Annotated in this window: 16 protein-coding genes and 3 pseudogenes; 13 read left to right on the top strand and 6 right to left on the bottom strand. The window is 66.9% G+C overall.

What is annotated here, in order from left to right; all coding sequences use genetic code 11:
• The coding region (locus E4L98_RS00915; RefSeq protein ID WP_167761242.1) for a protoporphyrinogen/coproporphyrinogen oxidase at nt 1-1,494 on the top strand (1,494 nt) is incomplete at its 5' end.
• 60 nt (nt 1,495-1,554) lie between these two features.
• Here E4L98_RS00915 and E4L98_RS00920 read toward each other — a convergent pair.
• Nucleotides 1,555-3,087 (bottom strand): PAS domain-containing hybrid sensor histidine kinase/response regulator family protein, encoded by a 1,533-nt coding sequence (locus E4L98_RS00920; protein ID WP_135199687.1) that lies wholly within the window; start codon nt 3,085-3,087, stop codon nt 1,555-1,557.
• A gap of 162 nt (nt 3,088-3,249) precedes the next feature.
• On the opposite strand from E4L98_RS00920, the pseudogene E4L98_RS00925 reads away from it, so the two are divergent.
• A pseudogene (locus E4L98_RS00925) lies at nt 3,250-4,254 on the top strand (purine-nucleoside phosphorylase); the annotation flags it as partial.
• 219 nt (nt 4,255-4,473) lie between these two features.
• A pseudogene (locus tag E4L98_RS30295) lies at nt 4,474-5,366 on the top strand (purine-nucleoside phosphorylase); the annotation flags it as partial.
• On the opposite strand, the gene E4L98_RS00940 reads toward E4L98_RS30295, so the two are convergent.
• Nucleotides 5,347-7,686, bottom strand: coding sequence for a glycoside hydrolase family 31 protein (locus tag E4L98_RS00940; RefSeq protein ID WP_135199690.1), 2,340 nt, complete (start codon nt 7,684-7,686; stop codon nt 5,347-5,349). The pseudogene E4L98_RS30295 and the gene E4L98_RS00940 overlap by 20 nt on opposite strands.
• Nucleotides 7,687-7,910: 224 nt before the next feature.
• Between E4L98_RS00940 and E4L98_RS00945 the strand changes: the two genes are divergently transcribed.
• From E4L98_RS00945 to E4L98_RS00970, 6 genes are all read left to right on the top strand, one after another.
• Nucleotides 7,911-9,581 carry a BLUF domain-containing protein gene (locus E4L98_RS00945; RefSeq protein ID WP_135199691.1) on the top strand — a complete coding sequence of 557 codons (1,671 nt, stop codon included), beginning with the start codon at nt 7,911-7,913 and terminating at the stop codon, nt 9,579-9,581.
• A 162-nt stretch (nt 9,582-9,743) separates the two neighbouring features.
• Complete coding sequence (locus tag E4L98_RS00950; protein ID WP_135199692.1) at nt 9,744-10,865, top strand: mechanosensitive ion channel family protein; 1,122 nt, start codon at nt 9,744-9,746, stop codon at nt 10,863-10,865.
• Nucleotides 10,866-10,985: 120 nt separating this feature from the next.
• The gene (locus tag E4L98_RS00955; RefSeq protein WP_229257171.1) at nt 10,986-12,461 is read left to right on the top strand and encodes an iron-containing redox enzyme family protein; all 1,476 of its coding nucleotides are present in this window, start codon (nt 10,986-10,988) and stop codon (nt 12,459-12,461) included.
• A 7-nt stretch (nt 12,462-12,468) separates the two neighbouring features.
• Entirely contained in the window at nt 12,469-13,335 is an 867-nt protein-coding gene (locus E4L98_RS00960; RefSeq protein ID WP_135199694.1) for a cyanophycinase, read from the top strand.
• A 3-nt stretch (nt 13,336-13,338) separates the two neighbouring features.
• Complete coding sequence (gene cphA, locus E4L98_RS00965; protein WP_135199695.1) at nt 13,339-15,993, top strand: cyanophycin synthetase; 2,655 nt, start codon at nt 13,339-13,341, stop codon at nt 15,991-15,993.
• Nucleotides 15,990-16,883, top strand: coding sequence for an isoaspartyl peptidase/L-asparaginase (locus tag E4L98_RS00970; RefSeq protein ID WP_135199696.1), 894 nt, complete (start codon nt 15,990-15,992; stop codon nt 16,881-16,883). Before cphA ends, E4L98_RS00970 begins: the two co-directional genes overlap by 4 nt.
• A gap of 10 nt (nt 16,884-16,893) precedes the next feature.
• Here the strand turns inward: E4L98_RS00970 and E4L98_RS00975 are convergent, their stop codons facing one another.
• Together E4L98_RS00975 and E4L98_RS00980 are read right to left on the bottom strand one after the other, a co-directional pair.
• Nucleotides 16,894-19,017 (bottom strand): Mur ligase family protein, encoded by a 2,124-nt coding sequence (locus tag E4L98_RS00975; protein ID WP_135199697.1) that lies wholly within the window; start codon nt 19,015-19,017, stop codon nt 16,894-16,896.
• A complete protein-coding gene (locus E4L98_RS00980; protein WP_135199698.1) occupies nt 19,014-19,520 on the bottom strand; it encodes a hypothetical protein in 507 nt (168 codons plus the stop codon). Before E4L98_RS00980 ends, E4L98_RS00975 begins: the two co-directional genes overlap by 4 nt.
• A 123-nt stretch (nt 19,521-19,643) precedes the next feature.
• Here E4L98_RS00980 and E4L98_RS00985 point away from each other — a divergent pair, with 123 nt between their 5' ends.
• Nucleotides 19,644-20,636: an OmpA family protein gene (locus E4L98_RS00985; RefSeq protein WP_135199699.1), complete on the top strand. Its 993-nt coding sequence runs from the start codon at nt 19,644-19,646 to the stop codon at nt 20,634-20,636.
• On the opposite strand, the gene E4L98_RS00990 is transcribed toward E4L98_RS00985, so the two are convergent.
• Together E4L98_RS00990 and E4L98_RS00995 are read right to left on the bottom strand one after the other, a co-directional pair.
• The gene (locus E4L98_RS00990; RefSeq protein ID WP_135199700.1) at nt 20,626-21,564 is read right to left on the bottom strand and encodes an AEC family transporter; all 939 of its coding nucleotides are present in this window, start codon (nt 21,562-21,564) and stop codon (nt 20,626-20,628) included. The genes E4L98_RS00985 and E4L98_RS00990 overlap by 11 nt on opposite strands.
• A gap of 1 nt (nt 21,565) precedes the next feature.
• Entirely contained in the window at nt 21,566-22,432 is an 867-nt protein-coding gene (locus E4L98_RS00995) for an alpha/beta fold hydrolase (RefSeq protein ID WP_135199701.1), read from the bottom strand.
• 259 nt (nt 22,433-22,691) lie between these two features.
• On the opposite strand from E4L98_RS00995, the pseudogene E4L98_RS01000 reads away from it, so the two are divergent.
• The 3 genes and pseudogenes from E4L98_RS01000 to E4L98_RS01010 form a co-directional block, all read left to right on the top strand.
• Nucleotides 22,692-23,207, top strand: a pseudogene (locus tag E4L98_RS01000) (gluconate 2-dehydrogenase subunit 3 family protein); the annotation flags it as partial.
• A gap of 163 nt (nt 23,208-23,370) precedes the next feature.
• Nucleotides 23,371-25,086, top strand: a complete 1,716-nt coding sequence (locus E4L98_RS01005; protein WP_229257172.1) for a GMC family oxidoreductase — start codon at nt 23,371-23,373, stop codon at nt 25,084-25,086.
• On the top strand, nt 25,083-26,387 hold the full coding sequence (locus E4L98_RS01010) for a cytochrome c (RefSeq protein ID WP_135199703.1): 1,305 nt from the start codon (nt 25,083-25,085) through the stop codon (nt 26,385-26,387). The genes E4L98_RS01005 and E4L98_RS01010 overlap by 4 nt, the downstream gene beginning before the upstream one ends.
• Nucleotides 26,388-26,513 lie beyond the last annotated feature (126 nt).

The following is a 26,513-nucleotide window of genomic DNA, read 5'->3' on the forward strand; positions in this document are numbered from 1 at the left end:
GACTCGGCGCCGGCCGGCGCCGAGTCCAAGGTCAACCCGATGCGCAGCGCCAGCAAGACCGGCTGCGTGATCGTCGGCGGCGGCCCGCCCGGGCTGTCGGCCGCCTACCACCTGGGCGCCGACACCGTGCTGCTGGAGCGCCACGCCACGGTCGGCGGCTGGTGCCGCTCGATCAGGGACCACGGCTTCACCTTCGACTACGCCGGCCACATCATGTTCTCCAACGACCCGTACGTGCTGAAGCTGTACGACATCCTGCTCGGCGATAACCAGCATTGGCAGATGCGCGAGGCCTGGGTCTACAGCAAGCAGGTGTACACCCGCTATCCGTTCCAGGGCGCGCTGTACGGCCTGCCGCCGCAGGTGATCAAGGAATGCATCGTCGGCGCCATCGAATCGCGCTACGGCGTGGCGGCAGCCGATGCCGCGCCGAATTGCGCCGCCAACGAAGTGCAGGACTGCTGCGCCGACGGCACCGCCGACGTCGCCAACAGCGCGGGCGGCTCGGCCGCGGCGCAGGGCGAGAACTTCGAGGACTTCATCTACCGCGTATGGGGCAAGGGCATCGCCAAGCACTTCGCCATCCCCTACAACAAGAAGATCTGGACCGTGCCGCTGAAGGAGATGGAAACCTCGTGGCTGGGCGGGCGCGTGCCGCTGCCGGACCTGGGCCAGATCATCGAGGGCGCGCTGGAACCGGTGGCCAAGCCGATGGGGCCGAACGCGCGCTTCGGCTATCCGCTGCGCGGCGGCTTCCAGGCGCTGATGAACGGCTTCCTGCCGCACATCCGCGGCAAGGTGGAGCTGAACGCCAACGTGGTGCAGGTGCTGCCGCAAGAGCACACGGTGGTGCTGGCCGACGGCCGCCGCCTGCCGTACGGGCAGCTGATCAGCACCATGCCGCTGCCGGAACTGGTGCGCCTGGCCGGCAACGGCGTGCCGGCCGAGGTGCGCGCGGCGGCGGCCGGGCTCAAGCACGTGTCGATCCGTTGCGTCAACATCGGCGTCAACCGCGGCGACGTCACCGACAAGCACTGGATCTACTACCCGGAGGACAGCATCTTCCACCGCATCTTCGTGCAGGGCAACGCCAGCCCCGAATGCAACGCGCCGGGCGGCTTCGGCTTCACCTGCGAGATTTCGTACTCGCCGTGGAAGCCGCTGCCGGTCGATGGCGAGGCGCTGATCCAGCGCTGCATCGCCGATTGCATCAAGGTGGGCTTCATCCGGGAGGACGACGAGATCCTGGCCGCCAACCAGGTCGACATGCCGTACGCCTACGTGGTGTACGACCATGCGCGCGCGCACAACGTCGCCACCGTGCGTCAATGGATGGAGCAGCACGACATCATCCTGGCCGGCCGCTACAGCGAGTGGGAGTACTACAATTCCGACCACGCCTTCCTGGCCGGTAAAAAGGCCGCCGAGCGCGTCAAGGCCGCCAGCGCCGGCAGCGTGGCGGTCGGCGCCGATCCGCGCAGCGCCGGGCTGTAAGCGGGCCGGTCCCGGTCAGCCGCGCTCACCGGGACCTGGCGCGCCGCCGGATGGTGCGGCCTACAGCGCCTTCATTTTCTTGATCAGATCGCTGAGCCGGTACGGCTTGGCGATCAATTCGAAGTTATCGACGTCGGGCACCTGGTCGCGCAGCGCCGATTCCACGTAACCCGAGGCCAGCACGATTTTCACCGCCGGGAATTCGTCGCGCACCATCTTGCCCAGCTCGACGCCGCTCATGCCCGGCATGACCACGTCGCTGAACAGGATGGCGATATCGGGATTCAGGCGCAGCGTCTCCAGCGCCTGCTCGCCGTTATTGGCCGACAGGACTTCGTAGCCCAGGTGGCTGAACAGGGTGATCGCGGTCTCCAGCACGTCCGGCTGATCGTCCACCAGCAGCACCTTCTCGGCGCCGCCGGCGTGGTTGCCGGCGGCCGCCTCGCCGTCATGGTCGACCGGGAAGTACAGCCCCACCGTGGTGCCCTCGCCCAGCGTCGAGTCCAGCGTCAGCGCGCCCTGGCACTGCTGCATCAGGCCATACACCTGGCTCAGTCCCAGGCCGGTGCCCTTGCCCACGCCCTTGGTGGTGAAGAACGGCTCGATGGCGCGCGCCCGGGTTTCGGCCGACATGCCCATGCCGTCGTCGCGCACCGTGACGCGCACGTAGTCGCCGGCCGGCAGCTGCTCCACCTGCCGCTCCGCCAGCACCACCTGGGCGACGTCGACCTGTACCTGCAGTTCCGTCCCTTCCGCCATCGCGTCCCTGGCGTTGACCACCAGGTTGAGCAGCGCCGCCTCGAACTGGGTCGGGTCGATCAGCGCCAGCGGCAGCTCGGCAGCGATGCTCAGCTGCAGATTCATGTCGTCCGGCAGCGCGCGCCGCAGCACCGCCTCGAACGAGCGGATGATGCGGCCGATATCGTGCGCCTCCTTGCGCAACGGCTGCTGGCGCGCGAACGCCAGCAGCTGCTGCGTCAGCGAGGCGCCGCGCTGGGCCGCGCGCGCCATGGTGTCGATCGACCTGGTGACCACCGCCGGGTCTTTGGACATCTTCAGCAGTTCCAGGCCGTTGATGATCACGTTCAGCAGGTTGTTGAAGTCGTGCGCGATGCCGCCGGTCAGCTTGCCGATGGCTTCCAGCTTCTGCGACTGGAACAGCGCCTCGCGCGCGCGCTCGAGCTGCTCGGCGGCGTCGCGCCGTTCGGTGATGTCGCGCGTGATTTTGGCGAAGCCCAGCAGCTCACCGTGCGGATCGACGATCGGGTCGATCACCACGCTGGCCCAGAAACGGCTGCCGTCCTTGCGCACGCGCCAGCCCTCGTCCTCGAACTTGCCGGTGGTGCGCGCCACCTCCAGCGCGTAGGCCGGACGGCCCACCGCCTGGTCCTCGGGCGTATAAAACATCGAAAAATGGCGGCCGATGATCTCGTCCGGCGGATAGCCCTTGAAGCGTTGCGCACCGGCGTTCCAGGTCACCACCACGCCTTCCGGCGACAGCATGTAGATGGCGTAATCGGTCACGCCGAGGATGAACTGGCGAAAACGTTCCGCTTCGATGGCGTCCGCACCGGACAGAGTACTTTGCTGCATGGGTATCCTCGTAGGCGCTTGCACACCGAATTTTACTTTAGAGCAAAGAAAACCTTCGGATTTGCTTTCAATCGTACGTCCAGGACAAACGCACCGCGGCGGGGCACCGCGTCTGGCATGGCGATTGCATGCCCCGCTCCATCGCCACCACTTCCTCCGCTTATGCCCGCCATCCATCGAAGCCTGCTTTGCGCGCTGCTGCTCGGCGCCGCCGCCCTTGCCTCGGCCGCGCCGCGTCCGGTCAAGGTCATGATTGTCAGTATGGTCGACCAGGAAGCCGGGCTGTGGTCCGATGCGCTGCAACTGCGGCAGGCCATCGCGGTACCCGGCCTGTCGCCGCGCTTTCCGCTGGTGCGCTGCAATGCCGACGACGTGTGCCAGATGGTGACCGACATGGGCAAGGCCAACGCGGCGGCATCGGTGGCGGCGGTGGTGCACAGCGGCCTGTTCGACCTGCGGGCGGCGTACTTTCTGGTGGCCGGCACCGGCGGCATCGATCCGGCCGCAGGCAGCACCGGCAGCGCCGCCTGGGCGCGCTACCTGGTTGACGGCGACCTGGCCTGGGAACTCGACGCGCGCGAGCGGCCGGCCGGCTGGAGCACCGGCTACCTCGGCATCAACATGCGGACGCCGACCGACGCGCCGCCGCTGCACTACGGCACCGAGATGTACCGGCTGAACGAGGGATTGCTGAACCAGGCGCTGGCCCTGTCGCGCGGCGTGACGCTGGCCGATGCGCCGGCCGCGCAAGGCTTTCGCGCGCGCTACGGCGCCGCGCCGGCCAATCAGCCGCCGCAGGTGCGCCAGTGCGACGCGCTGACCGGCAACACCCGGTTCCACGGCGCGCTGCTGGGCCAGCGCGCGCGCGACTGGGTGCGCCTGCTGACGGCCGGCCAGGGCACCTATTGCATCACGGCGCAGGAGGACAACGCCACCTACACCGCGCTGCGGCGCGGCGCGCAGGCCGGACTGCTGGACGATCAGCGCGTGGCGGTGCTGCGGACCGCCTCCGATTTCGACCGTCCGCCACCGGGCATGACGCCGCTGGAATCGCTGACCGAGGATTCGGGCGGCTATCCGATCGCGCTGCGCAATCTGTACCTCGCCGGCGCACCGCTGGTGCGCGAGATCGTCGCGAACTGGCCGCGCTGGCAGGCGGGCCCGCCGCCGGACAGCGCCACCACGGCAGCCACGCCGGCAAGCGCCGCAGGGGCCGCAGCGGCCATCAGCGCCACCACGTCAGCCGCGTCCACCGCGACCGACATCGCCATGCCGGACCACCGGACACAAGCTCCCGCGGTGCCATCGGCGGCAGCCCCGTACGCGCCGCGCATCATGATCGTCAACATGTTCGGCGCCGAGGCGGCGCCCTTCGTCAAAGGCCTGCGGCTTGGCGAGAAGCATCTCGTCCCCGGCGTGTCCGCCCGCTATCCGGACATGCTGTGCAACCGCGAGCGCGTCTGCCAGCTGACCACCGACATGGGCTACGCCAACGCCGCCGCCAGCATGACCGCCCTGCTCTAAGCCGGCGGCTTCGACCTGCGCGACACCTATTTCATCATCGCCGGCATCGCCGGCTTCAGCCCGAAACTGGGCACGGTGGGCACCGCCGCATGGGCCGACTACGCCGTCGATTACTCGCTCGCCCACGAAATCGACGCGCGCGAGATGCCGCCAGAGTGGCCTTACGGTTACTTCGGCATCCGCACCGCCGGGCCGGCGCGGAAACCGCAACCGCACTACCGCACCGAGGTCTACCGGCTCAACGCCGCGCTGGTGGACCAGGCCTACCGGCTGTCGCGCCGGGTCAGACTGAGCGACTCGGCCGAAGCCCGCGATTACCGCAGCCGCTTTCCCAGCGCGCCGGCCAATCTGCCGCCGCGGGTCACGCGCTGCGACACCGTCTCCGGCGACACCTGGTACGCCGGCGAGGCACTGGGGCGGCGCGCCGAAGACTGGTCGCCCTGCTGACCGACGGCCAGGCGCGTTACTGCACCTCGCAGCAGGAGGACAACGCCACGCTGGAAGTGCTGCGCCGTGGCGACAGCGCCGGCAAGATGGATTTCAAACGGGTGATGGTGCTGCGCTCGGGCTCGGACGTGGACCGTCCGCATCCGGGCCAGAGCAACAGCGACGTGCTGCTCAACTACGCGCAGCAGGGAGGATTCGCGCCCGCCACGGCCAACCTGCTGTTGACCGCGCGGCCGGTGATCCGCGAGATCACCGGCCACTGGGCGCAGTGGCGCAAAGGCGTACCGCCTACTTCCCGGCGACCTTGACCAGGCCGGGCGCCGACCTGGCCAGCGCCGCGTCGCCACCGCTGGCCGACAGCTTGCCGGCGGCGTCGTCCCACTTCAGGCGGGTGATGCTGGACTTGCCCTTTTCGTAGTCGTAGCTCACGCCATCATCCTCGTACAGCGCGAACTCGCCGCTCTTGCCCGGATAGACCCTGATCTCGGCAATCGGCTGCCTGGCGGCGGTCGACTGCACCTCGGCGCCGATCGGCACGATCGAGCCGGCCTTGACGAACACCGGAATCCGGTCGATCGGCGCGGCCACCTTGACCCAGCGGCCGCCGGACAGCTTCTCGTTGGTCCAGAAGTCATACCAGTCGGCGCCGGCCGGCAGATACACCTCCTTCTCGGTCTGGCCCTGCTCCGTCACCGGCGCCACCAGGAAGGCAGGTCCGAACATGTACTCGGTGCCGATGTTGGCCACGTTCGGATCGGCGGCAAAGTCCATCCACAACGGCCGCATGAACGGCGCGCCGGTGTCGTGGGTCATCTTGGCCTGGCTGTAGATGTAGGGGATCAGCTGATAACGCAGTTTGTCGAAGCGCGCCATCACCTCTTCCGCCTGTCTGCCGAAGGACCAGATATCGGCGTCCTTGCGGTCGCCGTGCAGGCGTAGCGTCGGCAGGAAGGTGCCGTACTGGAACCAGCGCGTCATCAGCTCCGGGTAGTCGTGATAATTGCCGACCACCGCGCGCGCGTCGGACGGATCGATCAGCGGCTTGTTGGCCGAGGCGAAGGCTGGCGACAGCTTCTGCCAGCCGCCGATATCGTTGCCCCAGTAGGCGATGCCGGAGGCGGTCATGTTCAAGCCGGTCGGCACCTGGCGCGCCAGCGCCTCCCAGGTCGGCTGGATGTCGGAAGACCAGAACAGCGCGCCGGTGCGCTGCGAGCCCAGATAGGCGGCGCGCGACAGGATCAATACGCGCTTGTTCGGCTTCCACTGCCGCATGTTCTCGGCCACGCCTTCCACGTGCAGCAGCGGGAACAGGTTGTGATAGCGGTCGCCGGAACCGATCTTGTAGAAGAAACCGTCCGGCACCAGGTCAGGTTCGGTCTCGTCCAGCCACGGATAGTCGAAGCCCTGCGACAGGATGTTATCGCGCGCCTTCTCCCAAAACCACTTGCGCGCGTCCGGATTGGTGGCATCGATCAGGCCACCGGTGCGGTCGGCGCGGAACGGCAGGCCATCGACGGTCTTGCCGTCCTTGTCCTTGAGCAGATAGCCCTTGGCGTCCAGCTCATTGAAGTAGCGGCCCGAAGTCTCGTAGCGCGGCCAGATCGAGATGATCGACTCCATGCCCATATCGTGCAGCTGCTTGTTCATGCCCTTCGGGTCCGGGAACTGGGTCGGATCGATGTCCATCTGGCCCATGCGGGTCCAGTAGAACCAGTCCACCACCATCACGTCCAGCGGATACTTGTTCTGACGATACGTGTTCGCCACGCGCAGCACCTCCTGCTGGCTGTCGTAGCGGGCCTTCGACTGGATCAGGCCGAACACCGACTTCGGCGGGATCGGCGTCTTGCCGGTGACGCGCGCATAGCCCGAATAAATCTCTTCGGGTGTCGAACCGGTGATCACGAAGAAGCTGACACGTTCGCCCACGTTGGACTGGAATGTGGTGCGGCCGTTGACGGCGGCGGCAAAACGCGTGGCCGACGCGTTATCCCAGACAATGCCGTAGCCCTTGGACGACACCATGAACGGCACGCAGACCGTCTCGCCGGCCGGAGCATCGTACCAGTGCTTGCAATCGAGGACGCGGCCGCGCAGGTCCAGCGCGTTCATCGATTCCTGATTCTGGCCCATGCCGTAGTAATGTTCGTCGCGCGGCGCGGCGAAAGTGGCGCCGACCTGGTAAGTCTTCTCGCCGCTGACGGTTTGCGGCGACATCTCCCAGCCATTCATCGCCAGCACCTGCTCGCCCTTGGCGTTCAGCACTTGCAGGCCGACCGGCGCCAGCGACGGCGCGAAGTATTTCTGCCCCTGCGTCGGCACCGACGGCGCCGGCGCCGGATTCACGCGCAGCGTCAACGCCGACGACGTGAACACATCGCCATCCTTGCCGGCGCTGTGACGGAAGCCGCTGTTGTCGGCGTTCTTGGGCAGAATGCCGAAGCCGGGGCCTTTCAGCACTTCGCCCTTGTCGACGGCGATGGTGACGTGGACCACATTGGGACCATATGCCTCGACGGACACAAAGGCGCCTTCGCGGTCCAAGGTGGCGATCGGGGCGGCGCTAACGGAAACGGCGAAAATCGATGCGAGCGCGGCAAATACCGGCTTGAAGGCAGGTTGTCTCATAGTCCTCTCTGAGTTTGGGGATTTTGCCTGCATTGTGCTTGGTCATTTTCAGTATGGCAATTATGAAAATCACCAAAGGCGCCAACGTTTCTTTATGCTGCGGCGCGCAATCCGGCCTCACCGGCATCGCTTGAACTGCTTAGTGTACTTGCTAACAGTGAAATCGGACTTTCTTGGCTATAGTTGTGACTTCGATCTCGAGCATCAGTGCTCCTGGGGGATTTATGCTGTATTCTGTCAGGCCTGTGAATGCCGACAACGCCGCCCCTTCTTCCAGTCGCGCGTGGCTTGGGACACCCCACGCCAATCACATAGCGCCTGGCCTGGTTTTGCTCGCGGCGCTGATTGCTCTCGGCAATCTGACAGGTTGGGCCAGCAACGCAAGAATTCTGATTTCGGTCAGGCCGGGGTTGCCTTCCATGGTCCCTATCACCGCACTGATGGTTTTGACCACGGCTTACGGGATATGGAAAATCTGTCGCCGACACGTGTCGCTCTCCGGTCTGCCACTCGCCCCAGTACTTGTCATACTCGTCACCGCTGTCATCGAATCGTTCTACTTGCTGGGTTTTGCGCCCTTCCCCTTTCAACTGGCTGCCAGCGGAACCGAGACACCCGTTACTCTGGCGTCACCGATGACTGCCGGCATGTTTTGTGCCCTGGGTAGCGCGGCGTTAATGTTGATGAGCAAACGCCTGACGATACTCGCACAGTGCCTGGCGGTGGTGGTGCTGTTGGTCGCGCTGCTTAACCTCGGCGGGTATCTGCTTCAGGATACTATTTTATTCCAGGTGTTACCGAGCCAGGGTACGTCCATCTTAACTTCGGCGGCGCTGATATTGCTGGCAGCGGCGACGCTGTTCGCGTACCCGCACGCGGGCTTGATGATCGCTATCACCGGGGATTTGCCCGGTGCGCGTATCTCCCGCCACCTTTTGCTCTCAGTGCTGTTGATTCCGATCGCAACGGGCATGGTTGTGGCGGCTGGTTCTCAGTTGTTGTTCTACGATGCCGAAACCATGCTGATTCTCTTTGTCTGGATCGTCATATTGTTGCTCCTGACCGTGGTCTGGCGACTGGCGATGCGACTGGCGGCGTCGGATAAAGAACGCGCGAACGCCCAGGACAATCTGCGGCGAGCACTCAGCGACCTGAAGGCCACGCATGACGAGAAAGATTTGTTCATGGCGACGTTGGCCCATGAACTGAGAAATCCGCTCGTGCCCATCAGTTCCGCGGCAGAATTGCTGAAGCACGGCGGTGCGCGGACAGACGCTGACAGAAAACGCATAGGCGAGGTGATCGCGGCTCAATGCACGAATCTGGTCACCATTGTGAACGATCTGATGGATATGGAGCGATTGAACACGGGCAGGCTGACCTTGAACAAGGCGCCCATCGATGTTCGGACGGTGATTTATACCGCAGTCGAACAAGATGCACCGCTGTTAGCAAGGAAGCAGCACCAATACCATGTCGACCTCCCCATCACACCGGCCTGCGTATGCGGCGACGTCCTGTTGTACGCCAACGGTCACTTCATCCAGTGCCTGGAGGGTCCCGACGCGTCCTTGCGTGCCGTTTTTGCGTCGATCTTGGCCGATGTGCGTCACCGGGACATTTACACTTTGGTCGATAAAGCGATCGAGCAGCGTGACTTCGCCGGTTGGACAATGGGATATGCGCCACTTGAGGCGAAAAATTTCAGCCGATTATTGACGGCGACCTGGCCGCTGCGAGATGGCGATACGAATCCCGCCGGCAGATCAAAAGGAAAGCAGCTGCTTCAGGTAGTGTGGGAGCAAATTGCCTCGAGCGGCGACGAGCGGTGGCGACCGCGGCCCCCTTGCGGATACACTGCCGAGCCCCCCCCCCCAAAAAAAAACGGCCCCTGAGAGGCCGCAAAGCAGAGTGTTTCAACAACCGGAGACTTCAAACACGACAAATCTTACCTTTCGGAAATTACAACCGTATGACATCACGGTGATGCAACGAACAGAACAAAATTCACTCCAGCTCTAGGATAGGGAATCCCGACCACGAAACAGGAGCCCGGTTTGAATTACCAACGCTATCTGGCCCCCTTTGCCAATCTGGACGGTGAAACGCTGATACTCGCCGCAGTCACCACCGTCGTCACCTTCCTCGTCATCCATCTGCTGCTGCGCCTGCTGCGGCGTCGTCTGTGCAAGCACGAAGAGACCGGCCGCGCCGGCCATCCCGTGTTTGAACTGCTCAAAGCCGCGCTCAACCGTACCAGCACCCTGGCGGTGCTGCTCATCGCTGTCATGACCGGCCTGAATACGCTCGACCTGCCGCCGCTGTGGGAAGAACGCCTCAAGCATTTGTGGTTCATCGTGCTGGGCTTCCAGCTGGTGCTGTATCTGGACCGCGCCGTCTCGCTGGGCGCGCGGCGCTATTTCCGCAATCACGCGGAAAACGAGGACTCGCCCACCACCGTCGCCAACACGCTGATGGTGTGGGCACTGAAAACCACGCTGTGGGTGATCTTCCTGCTGGCGGCGCTCGACAACCTGGGTATCAACGTCTCGGCGCTGGTGGCCAGCCTGGGCATCGGCGGTATCGCGGTGGCGCTGGCGGTGCAAAATGTGCTCGGCGACCTGTTTGCCTCGCTGTCGATCGCGGTCGACAAGCCGTTCGAGGTGGGCGATGCGATCGCCATCACCAATGTCTCCGGCACGGTCGAGCATGTAGGACTGAAGACTACGCGCATCCGCGCCGACAGCGGCGAACAGATCGTGATCGGCAACGCCGAACTGCTGAAGAACACCGTGCGCAATTACAAGCGCATGCAGACGCGCCGCGTGCAGTTCTCGCTGCGCATCAATCCCGCCACGCCGGCCGCGCAGGCGGCCAAGGTGCCCGATGCACTGAAGGCGATCGTCGAGCGTCAGCCCGACGTGCGCGCCGACCGCGTGCATCTGAAATCGGTGACGCAGGACGCGCTCGAATACGAGCTGGTGTTCTACGTGCTGAATTCCTCGTATCTCAACTATATGAACGCGCAGCAGGCCATCCTGCTGGGCGCGCTGGAAGCGTTCGCCGAGCTCGGCGTGGACGCCAACGCCGCCACCCGCCGCCTGATCTTCGAACAGGGCGCGGAAGCCGCCAACGAGCAGGTACTGCCGCAGCCGGAAGCGCGGTCGCGCGCGCACTGATATTGTCGGCTTTCTCTTACATGCACACAGGAGAGTTACCGATGTGACGGGTTGGAATGCACAGAGATAATGCAGCCATGCACTGCCGTAGTGCGTCCAACCTGAATAATGAGAATCGACATGACCACGCTCGCGCAAGCTTACGATGCCTGCCCGGCGGCCGCCGACAGCGGCACCGCCACCACCACCACCGCCAAAGCGGTTTATCTCTCCCTGAACAACGGTCCGGCCGACGCGGCGCACAACGCCACCGCCTGCCAGTGGCTGGAGCAGCGCCTGCATGAGGCGCGCGCTTTGAATGACGATCTGCCGGCCGATCTCGAGCAGCTGGAAGACTGGATCGCGCGCCGCTCGGTGCAGGTCGGCGGCGAATACCGCCGCTACCTGCAAGCGCGCCACGACGGCGCGCCGCGCCGCTATTTCAGCGGCAAGGGCCACGCGCTGTACTTCCTGCAGCACGCCGCGCCCACCAAGCTGGTGGACGGCTCCTGGCTGTACGGCCTGCTGCCGCGCTGGGACGACGCCGATTTCCGCCCGCTGATCGACACCTATCTGGAAGAATTGGGCGACGGCGTGGCGGAAAAAAACCACGTGGTGCTGTATAAAAAGCTATTGGCCAGCCACCGCTGCGAGCAGTGGCAGGATGCGCCGGACGAGCATTTCATCCAGGGCGCGATCCAGCTGGCCCTGGCCTACAACGCCGAACACTATCTGCCTGAGATCGTCGGCTACAACCTGGGCTACGAGCAGCTGCCGCTGCACCTGCTGATCACCGCCTACGAGCTCAATGAGCTGAGCATCGACCCGTATTACTTCACGCTGCACGTCACCGTCGACAATGGCGGCACCGGCCACGCGCGCATGGCGGTGCAGGCGCTGCGCCAGCTGATGGCGCGCTGCGGCGATCCGGCCGCCTTCCTGCGCCGTGTGCACGACGGCTATCGCCTCAACGATCTGGGCGCCGGTACCACGGCGGTGATCGCCGGCTTCGACCTGCAGGCGGAACTGGTGCGCATCCTGGCCGCCAAGGCCGTGGTAGGTCAGAACATGCACTCCGATTACTGCCGCGTCGGCGGCCGCAGCATCAACGACTGGCTGGCCGACCCGCAGCAGATTCCCGCCATGCTGGCGGCGCTGGAAAGCGCCGGCTGGATACAGCGCGGCCAGCCGGCAGAGAACAGCCGCTTCTGGCGCCTGATCCAGAGCGAGCGCGCCGAGATGTTCGGCGTGTTCAACGCCTACGAGCAGCAGATCCTCGGCGACTGGATCGCCAGCGCGCCCGGCCAGGAAACCGTGCCGGCGCCGCGCACGCCGAGCTGGCGCGCGCGCCAGCGCACGCTGGACACGCTGGGACTGCACCACACCCCGCGCAACGGCCCGCCGCGCGGCGTGATCCGCCATCATCCGGCCACCGCCGCCGCCAACGAACAGATGGACAGCAGCAGCGCCGAGCTGCGCCAGCTGGAGATGCAGGTCGCGGCGCTGGGCAGCAAGCAGGCGGCGATGGACCTGCTGCTGTCGCTGATGTCGCCCGCACGTCACCACAGCGCCAGCGGCCTGATGGCCACCCGTTTGTTCCGCCAGCTGATGAATTGAGGCGCCGATGGGAACCCTGATGATCATCGGCGGCGCCGAGGACCGCACCGATAACATGGAAGTCCTCAAACGTTTCATCGCGCTGTCAGGCGGCCGCGATCAGCCGCTGGTCGTGATCACCGCCGCCAGCACCGTGCCGGAAAAGGTCTGGCCGATGTATGAAGGCGCGTTCGGCGCGCTAGAAGCGCAGCAGGTGCGCCACTTGCAGATCGCCGAGCGCGAGGCGGCGGAAGACCCGGCGCTGGCCGACGCCATCCTCAGCGCCAAGGGCATCTTCGTCACCGGCGGCGACCAGAAGCGGCTGATGGCCATCGTCGGCGGCACCCGCGCCGGCCACGCGCTGCGCGAGGCGTGGCAGGAACGGGGCGCCTGCCTGGCCGGCACCAGCGCCGGCGCCTCGTTCGTCTGCACCCACATGATGGCCGAGGGCCGCGCCGAGCTGGCGCCGGAAAAAGGCGCCGCCAAGCTGGCACCCGGCATGGGCTTCGTGCCGCGGGTGGTGATCGACCAGCACTTTTCGCAGCGGCACCGCATCAACCGGCTGCTCAGCGTGGTGGCGCAAAGCCCGTTCCTGCTGGGCGCCGGCATCGACGAGAACACCGCATTGATCGTGCACGGCGACGCCGGCCTGGAAGTGGCCGGCGAAGGCTGCGTCACCGTGGTGGATTGCCGCGACGCGCATACCAACATCATCGACATCGCACCGGGCAGCGTACCGGAAATGGTGGACGTGCGCCTGCACCTGCTGCCGGCCGGTTCCGCCTTCCGCGCCGACGCCGCCAGCGGCGCCAATGCCGGCCAGTTGCCGGCCGACGCCAAGGCGGCGCCGCAGCCACTGAATGACTTTATCCGCTATCTGACCAAGGATCACTGAAACATGAACATCGTAGAACAACGCGTCCTGCGCGGACCGAATCTGTACTCGTCCCAACCTTGCCTGCTGACCGTGATCGACCTGGGCGAACTGCGCGAGGTGAGCACCAGCGCCGTCGATGGCCTGAACGACCGTCTGCTGTCGCTGCTGCCGTCGCTGTACGACCACCGCTGCTCGGTGGGCAAGTACGCCGGCTTCGTGCAGGCGCTGAAGGAAGGCACCAATCTGGCCCACCTGGTCGAGCACATGGCGATCGCGCTACAGTGCGCCGCCGGCACCTCGGTCAGCGTCGGCCGCACCCACGAGGTGGCAAACGCGCCGGGCCGCTACCGCGTGGTCTGCGGCTACGAGCTGGAGGACGTCGGCGTGGACGCGGTCGAACTGGCGGTGCAGCTGGCGCGCGGCCTGGCGGCGCGCGACGCCGACGTCGAGCAGCGGCTGATGGACGGCCTGGCCAGCCTGCGCGAACTGGCCGAGCGCCAGGCCATCGGCACCAGCAGCGGCGCCATCGTGCGCGCCGCCAAGCGCCAGGGCATTCCGGTCACGCGCCTGACGCCGGAAGCGAACATGTTCCTGCTGGGCTGGGGCGCGCAGCAAAAGCGGCTGCAGGCCACCATCACCGGCGACACCGGCCATATCGCAGTCGGCATCGCGAGCGACAAGCAGCTGACCAAACTGCTGCTGCGCGAGGCCGGCGTGCCGGTGCCGGAAGGCGCGACCGTGCGCAGCGTCTCTCAGGCGCAGCGCGCGGCGCGCCAGCTGGGCGGCCTGGTCACCCTGAAACCGCTGGACGGCAACCACGGGCGCGGCGTCACTACCCGCTGCGGCACGCCGGAGGAAGTGGAAACCGCCTTCAACCGCGCGCGCGAACATGGCCGCACCATCATCGTCGAGCGCTACATCAGGGGCGACGACTACCGCATCCTGGTGGCCGGCGAACGGGTGGTGGCCGCCGCGCTGCGCCGTCCGCCGATGGTCACCGGCGACGGCGAATCCACCATCCGCCAGCTGGTCGAGCAGGAAAACCGCAATCCGGCGCGCGGCGAGGGCCACACCAACATCCTGACGCGCATTCCGCTCGATGGCCTGGCCGAAACCGCGCTGGCCGAGCAGGGTCTGAACTTCGACAGCATTCCCGCGTCGCAGCAGCGCGTGCGCCTGCGCGGCAACGCCAATCTGTCCAGCGGCGGTACGGCGGAAGACGTGACCGACCGCCTGCCGCCATCGACGCTGGCGATGTGCGTGCGCGCCGTGCGCAAGATCGGCCTTGACGTGGCCGGCATCGACCTGGTGTGCGAAGACATCTCGGTGCCGCTGGACGGCCGCAATGGCGCGGTCATCGAAATCAACGCGGCGCCGGGCATCCGCATGCATGAATACCCGAGCGCCGGCACGCCGCGCGACGCCGGCGCCGCCATCGTCGAATCGATGTTCGGCGACAGCGACGGCCGCATCCCGGTCGTCGCCGTCACCGGCACCAACGGCAAGACCACCACCACGCTGATGCTGGACCACACCCTGCGCCGCGCCGGCATCAGCACCGGCTGCACCACCACGGAAGGCGTCAGCATCAACGGCCAGAGCGTGATGGAAGGCGATTGCAGCGGCTACTGGTCGGCGCGCACCGTGCTGTCCGCGCCGGAAGTCGAATTCGCGGTGCTGGAGACGGCGCGCGGCGGCATCCTGAAACGCGGGCTGGCCTTCGACCGTTGCGACGTCGCCGTGGTGCTGAACATCAGTGACGACCATCTGGGCATGGAGGGCGTGGAATCGCTGGACGACCTGGCGCGCGTCAAGGGCGTGGTGGCGGAAAACGCCCGCATGGTGGTGCTGAACGCGGAGGATGAGCGCTGCGTGGCCATGGGCGCGCGTCTGGCCGGGCAGGCCGAAATCATCTACTTCAGCTGCGACGCCGCACACCCGGTATTGCGTCAGCACCTGGCGCGCGGTGGCCGCGCCGCCTGGCTGCAGGACGACACCCTGATGCTGGACGACGGCAAGGGCGCGCAACGCCTGATCGACGCCGCCGACATGCCGTCCACGCTGGGCGGCTGCGCGCGCCACAACATCGCCAACGGCCTGGCCTGCGCCGCCGCGCTGATGGCCAGCCGCCTGAGCGTGGCCATGATCGCCGATGGCCTGGGCAGCTTCGTCTCGGACGGCCGCCGCAACCCGATGCGCACCAACGTGTATGAAGTGGGCGGCGTGCAGGTGATCGCCGACTACGCGCACAATCCGGCCGCCTTCGCGGCGCTGGTGGCCACCGCGCGCGCCATGACCGCCGGCCGCACCGTGGCGGTGGTGACCGCGCCCGGCGACCGCCGCGACCACCATTTCGAGCAGGCCGGCCGCATCTGCGCCGAGGGCTTCGACACCGTGGTGTTCTACGAATGGGCCAACGAACACCGTGGCCGCCAGCGCGGCGAGCGTGCGCGCATCATGCACGACGCGGCGCACCAGGTGCTGGCCGAGCGCGGATCGGCCGCGCAGGCGTTCGTCGAAGCCGATCCGGCGGAAGCGCTGCGCCGCGGCCTGGCGGCCTGCCGTCCCGGCGATGTGCTGGTGTACTGCTGCGGCACCTCGGTGGCGGAACTGGTCGAGGCGCTGCGCCCGGTCGATCCCGCCAGCGCCGAACGTATCGGCGAGATGCTGGTATGAACGCGGCGATCGTGGTGCACGGCGGCGCCGGCGCCAGCGGGCAGCACCAGGACGGCTGCGTGAAGGCGGCGCAGGCCGGCGAGGTGCTGCTGCGCGGCGGTGCCGGCGCGCTGGAGGCGGCCGTGGCGGCGGTGGTGATGCTGGAGGACGACGGCCGTTTCAACGCCGGTTCCGGCTCCCGGCTGAAACTGGACGGCGTCACCATCGAAATGGACGCCTCGGTGATGGATTGCGGCGGCCGTCTCGGCGCCGTGGCCGGGCTGCAGAAGACCCGCAACCCAGTGCTGGTGGCGCGCGCGGTGGCCGACACGCCGCATCATCTGCTGTGCGGCGAAGGCGCGCTGCGCCTTGCCCGCCATCTGGGCTATCCGGCCCACTATCAGGTCAGTCCGCAACAGCGCAACCAATATCGTGAAATGATCGACAAGCTGCGCCAGGGCGGCGCCGCGCTACCCGGCGTCGCCAGCGCCGACTTCATCGATTACTGGAACTATGTCTCGCCGGCCGCCTTGCGCATGCCGGACGCCTGCGACACGGTGGGCGCGGTGGTGCGCGACGATCAGGGCCGCTTCGCGGTGGCCGCCTCCACCGGCGGCGCCGCGCCGTCGCTGCTGGGACGCGTGGGCGACACGCCCATCGTCGGCAGCGGCTATTACGCCGGCCCGCATGGCGCGGTGGCGGCCACCGGCATCGGCGAACATATCATGCGCCACATGCTGGCGCGCGAGGTGTATCAATGGCTGGCCGACGGCATGCCGCTGCAGGATGCCTTGCAGCGCGCGGTGGACATGTTTGACCCGGCGGTCGATCTCGGGATCATCGCGGTCTCCGCCACCGAGGCCGGCAGCGGCAGCAACCGCGAAATGCCCAGCTGCGCGCTCGGCGCCTAGCCGCGCGCGTTCATGCGGCCTGCGCCTCGATGGCGTGGGCGGCGTCGGCATCGACCGCGCGCAGCGCGTCGACCAGGGTGGTGATCGAGGTCCCGCAGGAAAACATCATGACGTCGCCAGGCGCGCACTGGCCGTAGGCGCGCTGCAGCGCTTCGGCGGCATTGCCGAAGGTCTCCACCGGGTGCGCGCTGCCGGCATGGCGCGCGCCGGCGCTGATCAGTTGCGCCGCCTCGCCATGCGGCCGGCCGCGGCTGGCGGACTCGTAGACGAACAGACGGTCGAAGGCGGCGGCGCAACTCGCGCCGATGCGCAGCAGGTCGTCGTCGCGGCGGTCGCCGGGTGAGCTGACCACGGCCAGCACCTTGCCGTCGCCCATGCCGCGCGTCAGCGCGCCAAGCGCCGCGTAGGCCGCCGAGTTGTGCGCGTAATCGAGCACGATGCGCACCCGGCCAAGGTCGAAGATATTGGTCCGCAGCGGATTGGTCACGACGTCCGAGACGAAGGTGGCCAGGCCGGCGGCGATCTGCTCCGCTGTCAGGCCGGCCGCATGCAGCGCCGCCGTCGCGGCCAGGCTGTTGGCGATGTTGTAGCGCGCCAGACCGCGCACGGTCGCCGGAATATCGGCCACGGCGATCACTCGCCGGACGCCGTCGCCGTCGCCGTCGGCCAGCATGATGGTTTCGTCTTCCAGCCAGACGGCGCAGCCGCCCCGCTGCCGATGCGCCTTCAACACCGTGCTGTCGGCATGCATGGAAAAGAAGATGGCACGGGTGCCCTGCGTCAGGGTGGCGGCGACGCAATGTGCGTCGTCGGCGTTCAGCACCGCGTTGGCGGCGTTGCGCACCACCAGCGATTTGACGCGCGCCAGATCTTCCACCGTCTCGACGCCGTCCAGTCCCAGGTGATCGTCCGACACGTTGAGCAGCACGCCGACCGTGCAGCGGTCGTACGCCAGTCCGCGCTTCAGGATGCCGCCGCGCGCGGTCTCCAGCACCGCGCAATCGACCTGGGGTGCGGTCAGCACCGCGCGGTGCGACCAGTAGCCGGTGCAATCGCCCTGCGCGATCCGGCGGCCATCCAGGAACACGCCCTGCGTGGTGGTATGACCGGTGCGCAGGCCCGCATGACGGGTGGCGTGCGCGATCATCAGCGTGGTGGTGGTCTTGCCGTTGGTGCCGGTGACGGCGATCACCGGAATGCGGCCTTGCAGCGGGTCGTTCCGCAGTTGCGCCAGCCGGTGCGGCTGCGCGTGGCTGCGGTCCAGGTGGGCGCCGCTGGCAGCGACGCTTGCGTCACCGGTCGCGCGCCCCCCTTCCCGTTCGGCACCGGCGGCGCCCGAGGCTTCCACGGAAGCGACCATCCAGCCATGTTTTCCGCCCAGCGCAACGCCGATCTCGGCGTCCCGCAAGCCGATCTTCGCGGCGGCCAGCCCGGATAATTCGCGCACCGCCGCCACCTCGTGCGTCGCATGGCCGTCGCGCACGCTGGCGCTGGTGTCGGCCGGCCCTTCCGCCGTATCGATCAGCGCCTCGAACAACAGCGCGCGCGTCAGCTGCCGGCTTTGCAGCACGCTGGCGGTGAGCAGGCGATCGCCATCCGCCGCGCCGTCCAGGAAGCGCCACTGGCGGCTACCCCAGCCCACCGTCAGCAGGTGCGCATGCTCACTGACGCGCAGCACCGGATAACCCAGGCGGTGCGCCTCGTCCGCCACTTCCCGCATGGCGGGCGGCAGTTCCAGGCCCGCCGTCAGATCGCGCAAGGCATGCAGCGCCGGCGCCGTATCGAAAGCCTCGCCGTGAAGCAGTCCATCGACCAGCGTCACCGCGGCACGCAAGGCGGCCTGCCCGAGGTGTTCCAGCGTATAGCCCACCACCACGCGCCGCTGCGCCGGTTTGCCGCCGACCGTCTCGGCGTGCGCAAACGCCGGGTCATGGCCACATGCGCGCTGCAGATGCAGCGTCAGCGCCGCGACCAGCGCGGCCGCGTCACCCGTCGTGCGCAGATCCGCCGGCAGCCGGGCCATCGCCTGCGGATCGAGTTCCGCCGTCGTATCGAGTTCAAGCAGGGCCGCGAGGCAAGGCCGGGAGAAATACATGTTAGCGCCGCGCAGCAGGCGCTGTTGAAGGATCTTCATGGTTTCAGTTTTTCGTCTTCCGCCTGCGCTTCTTCCATCGCGGCGGGTTCAAGTTCTTCGGCCGAGCGGTTCAGATGGACGAACACGCCCCATGCCGCCAGCAGCACGCCGATACCGGCCACCAGCGCCGCCACATACAGCAATTCGCTGGCGTCGTCATGCACCGCGCGGAACGTCGCCACCAGCCCTTCGATCGCCAGCGCCACCACCACCACCACGAAAAAGCGCGACAGGAAGCGCCGCACGCGGGTGGGCGCGCTGATGTCGGCATCGCGCACCACTTCCTCTTCGATGATGGTCTCGGCGATCTGCAGCGCCACCACGGCGGCGGCAAGGATGCCGATCGCTTCGATCACTTCCTGCGCCGCCGACAATCCGGTATCGGCCTGCACCGCGTGCCAGCCCAGATACGCGCCGACGGCGATCAGAAACAGCGCGCCCGCCGTGAACAGCAGCGCAATCGTGGCGTGCACCACGCCAAAAGCCAGCATCAGGTGTTTCATATCATGAGATTCCCAGGTTGAGGGCCCATTGTATGGCGCGTCGTGGCCGCGCATTGTGCGCCACCGAACATTGGATGTTCATATAATCGCCGCCATCACCACGACAGGAAGAGAGAAACCGTCATGCGTACTGCCGCCCTGCTGTTTTGCGCCGCCGTGGCATCCGCCGCCCACGCCGCTATGCCTGCCCAGGACACCGTCAAGGGCGCCCAGGATCATCCGCTGCTGTCACGCTTCAGCGGCGCCAGATTGGTGGGCTACGGGGTCAAGGAGTTCGACGAAGTGACCCTGGTGGCCGGTAAGCTGGTCAGCAAAAACGGCCGCACCGACTTCGAAAACAAGCTGCCGCTGGAAGGCAAATACACACGGATCGCCTACAACTATCCCCAGGAGCGTTCGGCGCTGGAAGTGATGCGCAACTACCAGGCGGCGCTGGACAAGGCGGGATTCAAAACCCTGTTTGCCTGCGCCAAGGAGAATTGCGGCGAAAGCTTCGGCTCGCACTGGCTCGACAAGGAAGTCGGCGACAACTTCATCAAAGGCGGCAGCGAGTATTGGGAACCTTTCAACTACGGCCGCAACGACGAGCGCTATCTGCTGGCCAAGGGCACCACCACCGGCGGCGCACCGGTGCACGTGGCGGTGTACTCGGTGGCGCCGGTGCAGGGCAAGAACGGCGGCATCTATGTGCAGATCGTCGAGGCCAAGGCGATGGAGGGTGACAAGGTCAGTGCCAACCTGAATGCGGCCGACATGGCCAAGGGCATCGCCGCCGAGGGCAAGGTGGCGGTGTACGGCGTGTTCTTCGACACCGACAAGAGCGAGGTCAAGCCGGAATCCAGACCGGCCCTGGGCGAGATGGCGAAGCTGCTGCAGCAAAACCCGCAGCTCAAGGTCTACATCGTCGGCCACACCGACAACCAGGGCGCGCTGGCGCACAACCTGGAACTGTCGCAGAAGCGCGCGGAAGCGGTGGTCAAGGCGCTCACCGCCGACTTCAAGGTCGACGGCAAGCGCCTCGCCGCCAAGGGCGTGGCCTCGTACGCGCCGCTGGCGTCCAACGATGCCGAAGCGGGCCGCGAGAAGAACCGCCGCGTGGAGCTGGTCAAGCAGTAGTGTGGAACCAGCTGACCAGCACCGAGATGGTCAGCACCGACAGCACCGTCGACACCAGGATGCTGCCAGCCACGCCGCCCGCTTCGCGCTGGTACATATTCGCCAGCATGAACGGGCCGGTGCCGGTCGGCAGTGCCGCCAGCACCACCGCCATGCCGGTCAACGGCGCCGGCAGGTGAAACACCCACGCGGCCAGCGCCCAGGTCAGCAGCGGCTGGCCGATCAGCTTGAGCGCCACCTGCACGCTCAGGGCGGGCAGCTGCGGCCGTCCGCGCTGCCCGGCGATGAACAGGCCCAGCGACACCAGCGCGCACGGGCTGGCCGCCTGCGCCAGCAAGGTCAGGAAACGGTCCGCGCCCGCCGGCAGCGGCGGCGCCAGGCCCGCATACAGCGCCCCCAGCGCGGGCGCCAGCAGCATGGGATTCTGCAGCAGCGACCAGCCCACCTTGGCGATGATGCGGGCCGCACTGCCGCCCTGGCTGACGCCCAGCTCCACCACCGTGACCGCCACGCCGAACAGCACGCACACGGTCAGGATGGCGGTGATGGTCACCGGCGTCATGCTCGACGGCCCGAATGCCGCCAGGCACAGGGGAAAGCCGATGAACCCCACATTGGCGTAGGCCGCGTTCAATCCTTCCAGGCTGGCGTCGGCCAGCGCGCCGCCGCGCACGCGCCGCACCGCCACCGTCAGCACATAGATCGCCGCGCTGGCCAGGCCGAAGGCGGCGATGAAGCCCGGCTGGTCCAGCTGCTTCCAGCTGGACTTGGCCATGATCTGGAACAGCAGCGCCGGCATGCCCAGGTAGACCACGAAGCGATTCAGCTCGAACGCGCCGTGTTCGCCCATCCAGTCGCGCTGGCGCGCCAGCCAGCCCACGCCGATCAGCGCGAAGATGGGCAGGACGATGGAAAACAGGACCGACACTTCAGCCTTTCCAGCCCTGCAGGAAGTCCAGCAGCGCGGCGTTGACGCGCTCCGGCTGCTCCTCCTGCGGCAGGTGACCGGCCTGCGGAATCGGCGCGGTGCGCAGGTCGCTGGCCATCTCGGCCCAGATCTTCGCCATATCGAACATCTTGCCGACGGCGTGGAAATCCTCACCCCACAGCGCCAGCGTCGGACAGGCGATCCTGACGTCCGCATCGACCTGGTCCTGCGCCACGTCTTCGCCGATGGCGCGGTAATCCGACATGGCGCCGCGCAGCGCGCCGGGACGGCGGTAGGCTTCCACATAGGTGTCGAACGCCTTGCCGTCGATCGCCAGCGGGTTGTAGCACCAGTCGGAGAACAGATGGCGCAGCCATAAATCCTCGCGGCCGGCGATCAGCGCCTCCGGCAGATCCGGCACCTGGTTGAAGATGAAGAACCAGTAGGACTTGGCCACCGCCGGACTGAATTCGCGCGCGACGATACGGGTCGGCACATTGTCCATCACCACCAGCCGGTCCACCGCCTCCGGATGATCCTTGGCGAAGCGCGTGGCCACGCGCGCGCCGCGGTCGTGGCCCACAAGGGCGATCTTCGGAATGTCCAGCGCGCGCATCAGCTCACGCAGGTCCAGCGCCATGTTGCGCTTGTCGTAGCCGCCGGCCGGTTTGTCGGTCTCGCCGTAGCCGCGCAGGTCGGGCGCGATCACGCGGTAGTGCTTGGCCAGTTCCGGGATCTGGAAGCGCCAGGCGAAATTCGTTTCGGGGAAACCGTGCAGCAGCACGACCGGCGCGCCCGCGCCGGCCTCCAGGTAGTGCTGGCGGATGCCGTTGGCTTGCACGGTGTGGTGTTTGATATCGATGCTCATGGCGTTCCTTGAATGGTGTGTAACGACGCGATTTAATCAAAATCGTTTTGCCCGCAACACTGCATTTGGATCAGTTTCGCGTTTGATCGCACGCCCCTACACTGCCGCCATTAAGCGATTTCCAGGGCAGGAAAATCTGATGAAAGAAAACTCTCCCATTTTGCAGAACCCCAGCGACTATAAGGAGGAATCCCGAGTGGCCCCGTTGAAGCGGCGCGATTTCCTGCGCGGCGCAGCGGGTGCCGCTCTGGCCTCCAAGATGGCCCCTTCCAGCGCCGGCGCGGCGCCGCGGGAGAGCTATCAGCCGACCTATTTCACCGCCGCCGAGTGGGCCTTCATCAACGCCGCGGTGGACCGGTTGATCCCGCAGGACGGCAACGGTCCAGGCGGCGTGGAGGCCGGCGTGCCGGTGTTCCTCGACCGGCAGATGCAGCTGCCTTACGGCCACGGCGCGTACTGGTACATGCAGGGACCGTTTCATCCGGAAGCGCCACCGACGCTGGGCTACCAGCTGCGCCAGACACCGCGCGAGCTGTACCGCGCCGGCATCGCCCTGCTCGACCGCACGGCCGCCGCCACACACGGCAAGCCGTTCGCGCAGCTCGATGCGGGCCGGCGCGATGCGCTGCTCTCGCAGGCCGAACAGGGCATGTTGCCGGCCGACGCCGTGATGGGCGCGGCCTTCTTCGCACTGCTGCTGCGGAATACGCGTGAAGGGTATTTCGCCGACCCGGTCTACGGCGGCAACCGCAACATGGCGGCGTGGAAGATGGTCGGTTTTCCCGGCGCACGCGCCGACTTCACCGACTGGATCGATCAGCAGGGACGCCCGTATCCCTACGGCCCGGTATCCATCAACGGCCAGCGGGGTGAGCATGGGATCTGCAAACGCAGCTGTCGACGCAGTCATCATCGGCTATGGCTGGACCGGCGCCATCATGGCCAAGGAACTGACCGACGCCGGCTTGTCCGTGCTGGTGCTCGAGCGCGGTCCGGCACGCGACACCTCGCCCGATTTCGAATTCCCGCGCATCGCCGACGAACTCAAATACGCCGTGCGCGGCGACCTGTGGCAGCCGCTGGCCGGCGAAACCGTCACCGTGCGCCACCGGCCCGGCGACACCGCCGTACCGTATCGGCAGTACGGTTCCTTCATCCTCGGTAACGGCACCGGCGGCGCCGGCGCGCACTGGAACGGCCAGCAGTGGCGCGCCTCGCCCAACGACCTGCGCATCCGCAGCGTGTACGAAGAACGCTACGGCAAAAAGTTCATCCCGTCCGACATGACGATACAGGACTACGGCATCAGCTTCGAGGAACTGGAGCCGTGGTTCGACCACTTCGAAAAAGTCACCGGCGTGGCCGGCACCGCCGGCAATGTGCGCGGCCGGCTGCAGGATGGCGGCAATCCTTACGAGGGCGCACGCAGCAATCCGTATCCGCAGCAGCCGCTGCCGCCCATCCTCAGTTCCCAGCTGTTCGCCAACGCCGCGCGCGAACTAGGCTACAAGCCGTTCCCGGTGCCGGCCGCGAACAGCACCGCCGCCTACACCAATCCCTACGGCGTGCGCATGGGGCCGTGCAACCTGTGCGGCTACTGCGAGGGCTTCGGCTGCTTCCTGTATTCCAAGGCGGCGCCGCAGACCACCATCATCCCCATCCTCAAGGGCCGCCGCAACCTCGAGGTGCGCCACAACGCCTACGTCACGCGCATCCTGCTGGACAGCAGCGGCAAGCTGGCCACCGGCGTGCGCTACATCGACGCCAACGGCAAACAGGTCGACCAGCCGGCCGCGATGGTGGTGCTGGCCAGCTTCCAGCTGAATAACGTGCGCATGCTGCTGTTGTCCGGCATCGGCAAGCCTTACGACCCGCTCACCGGCAAGGGCGTGGTGGGCAGGAACTACGCGTATCAGATGGTCAGCAGCACCACAGCCTACTTCGACGAGAGCGTGCAGATGAACCCCTTCATCGGCGCCGGCGCGGCCGGTCAGCAGGCCGTCGACGAACACAACGCCGACCATTTCGACCACGGCAAGCTCGGTTTCGTCGGCGGCGCCATGATCTTTGCCGGCGCCACCGGCGGCCGTCCCATCGTGCAGATGCCGCTGCCGCCGGACGCGCCGCGCTGGGGCAGCGGCTGGAAAAGCGCCGTGCGCAAGCACTATGCGCACAGCAGCTCCGTCGCCACCATGGGATCGGTAATGTCCTACCGCGACCGCTACCTGGACCTCGACCCGACCTACCGGGACGCCCACGGCCTGCCGCTGCTGCGCATGACCTTCGACTGGCATCCCAACGAATACAAGATGACAGCCTACACCTCGGCGCGCGCGGCGGAGATCGTGCGGGCGATGAAGCCGCAGCGCATGGCGCAGCATGTGCTCAAGCCGGGCGACAGCTACGACGTCCGGGTCTACCAGTCCACCCACAACACCGGCGGCGCCATCATCGGCACCAATCCGTCCAACAGTGTGCTGAACCGCTATTCGCAGTGCTGGGACGTGCCCAATGTGTTCGTGTTCGGCGCCTCGTCCTTCCCGCAGAACATCGGCTACAACCCGACCGGCCTGGTGGCGGCGCTGACCTACTTCGCGGCGGCCAAAATCCGCTCCACTTATCTGAAAACCGGCGGCTTACTGGTGCAGGCATGAACAAGCGAACACTCATCATCGGCATCGGCGCGGCAGTGGCGATCGGCCTGCTGACGCTGATCAGCGCCACCCGCTGGTCCGACGCCAGGGCCGGCGGCGACAGCCCGCCGCAGACGTATGCCGCCACCAGCGAGGCCATCGCGCGCGGCGCCTACCTGGCGCGCATCGGCGATTGCGCCGCCTGCCACAGCGTGGAGGGCCAGCCGCCCTATTCCGGCGGCCTGCGCATGGCGACGCCGATCGGCGCCATCTACACCAGCAACATCACGCCCGACCGCCAGCACGGGATCGGTAAATACACGCTGGCGGACTTCGACCGCGCCCTGCGCTACGGCGTCGCCGCCGGCCATACGCTGTATCCGGCGATGCCGTACAGCGCATATTTCGTCACCACGCCCGACGACGTGGCGGCGCTGTATGCCTATTTCATGCACGAGGTGCAGCCCGCGCCCACGCCGCGGCGTGTCAACGAGATTCCCTTCCCGCTGTCGATGCGCTGGCCGCTGACCATCTGGCGCTGGGCCTTTGCGCCCGCGCCCCGGCCGTTCCAGCGGCAGGAAGGCGACGCCGTACTGCGGCGCGGCGCCTACATCGTCGAAGGACTCGGGCATTGCGGCGACTGCCACACGCCGCGCGGCCCCGGCCTGCAGGTGAAGGCGCTGAACGCCGCCGCCGGCCCGGCTTACCTGGCCGGCGCCATGATCGACGGCTGGCACGCGCCCAGCCTGCGCAACGGCGGCAGCGGCAGCATCGGCGGCTGGAGCGAGCAGGATATCGCCCAGTTCCTGCGCACCGGCAGCAACCGCCACGGCCTGGCGTTCGCGTCGATGAACGAAGTGATCGCCAACAGCACCCAATTCCTGAGCGAGGAAGATGCCACCGCCGTGGCGCGCTTCCTGAAGACGCTCAAGGATGACGGACCACAGGAGCGCTACGCCTACGACCCGGCCGTCGCCCGGTCGCTGCGCAACGGCGATGCCGGCCATCGCGGCGCACAGCTATATCTGGACAACTGCGCCGCCTGCCACCGCCCCGATGGCAAGGGCTACGAGGGCGTGTTCCCGGCGCTGGCCGGCAATCCTGCCGTGGCGGGCGGGCCGGCCGATTCAGTGATACGCATCGTCCTCGAAGGCATGCGCACCGCCCGCACCAGCGCCACGCCGGCGCAGTTCGCCATGCCGGCTTTCGCCTGGCGGCTCAGCGATCAGGACGTCGCCGACGTTACCACCTTTGTACGCGGCAGCTGGGGCAATCAGGCGCCCGCTGTCGATGCGGCGGACGTCAAGCGCATCCGCCACTAACGATTTTTCACCCACCACCATAAGGTACCCACCATGGATAACAACACCATCAACAATGCGCGCCGCTCGGCGCTGGTCGGCAGCGCCGTTGCCACCGCGGCCGCCGTGGCAGCCGCCATGCCGGCC

The sequence above is a fragment of the Duganella callida genome, assembly GCF_004614165.1.
GTDB classification, from domain to species: Bacteria; Pseudomonadota; Gammaproteobacteria; order Burkholderiales; family Burkholderiaceae_D; genus Rugamonas; species Rugamonas callida.

What these genes read in the sequence shown, in the direction of transcription:
- cphA (WP_135199695.1), top strand. Translation starts at nt 13,339, where the DNA reads ATGAACATCGTAGAACAACGCGTCCTGCGCGGACCGAATCTGTACTCG.
- E4L98_RS00980 (WP_135199698.1), bottom strand. Translation starts at nt 19,520, where the DNA reads ATGAAACACCTGATGCTGGCTTTTGGCGTGGTGCACGCCACGATTGCG.
- E4L98_RS01010 (WP_135199703.1), top strand. Translation starts at nt 25,083, where the DNA reads ATGAACAAGCGAACACTCATCATCGGCATCGGCGCGGCAGTGGCGATC.
- E4L98_RS00975 (WP_135199697.1), bottom strand. Translation starts at nt 19,017, where the DNA reads ATGAAGATCCTTCAACAGCGCCTGCTGCGCGGCGCTAACATGTATTTC.
- E4L98_RS00985 (WP_135199699.1), top strand. Translation starts at nt 19,644, where the DNA reads ATGCGTACTGCCGCCCTGCTGTTTTGCGCCGCCGTGGCATCCGCCGCC.
- E4L98_RS00955 (WP_229257171.1), top strand. Translation starts at nt 10,986, where the DNA reads ATGACCACGCTCGCGCAAGCTTACGATGCCTGCCCGGCGGCCGCCGAC.
- E4L98_RS00945 (WP_135199691.1), top strand. Translation starts at nt 7,911, where the DNA reads ATGCTGTATTCTGTCAGGCCTGTGAATGCCGACAACGCCGCCCCTTCT.
- E4L98_RS00920 (WP_135199687.1), bottom strand. Translation starts at nt 3,087, where the DNA reads ATGCAGCAAAGTACTCTGTCCGGTGCGGACGCCATCGAAGCGGAACGT.
- E4L98_RS00995 (WP_135199701.1), bottom strand. Translation starts at nt 22,432, where the DNA reads ATGAGCATCGATATCAAACACCACACCGTGCAAGCCAACGGCATCCGC.
- E4L98_RS00960 (WP_135199694.1), top strand. Translation starts at nt 12,469, where the DNA reads ATGGGAACCCTGATGATCATCGGCGGCGCCGAGGACCGCACCGATAAC.
- E4L98_RS00970 (WP_135199696.1), top strand. Translation starts at nt 15,990, where the DNA reads ATGAACGCGGCGATCGTGGTGCACGGCGGCGCCGGCGCCAGCGGGCAG.
- E4L98_RS01005 (WP_229257172.1), top strand. Translation starts at nt 23,371, where the DNA reads ATGGCCAAGGAACTGACCGACGCCGGCTTGTCCGTGCTGGTGCTCGAG.
- E4L98_RS00940 (WP_135199690.1), bottom strand. Translation starts at nt 7,686, where the DNA reads ATGAGACAACCTGCCTTCAAGCCGGTATTTGCCGCGCTCGCATCGATT.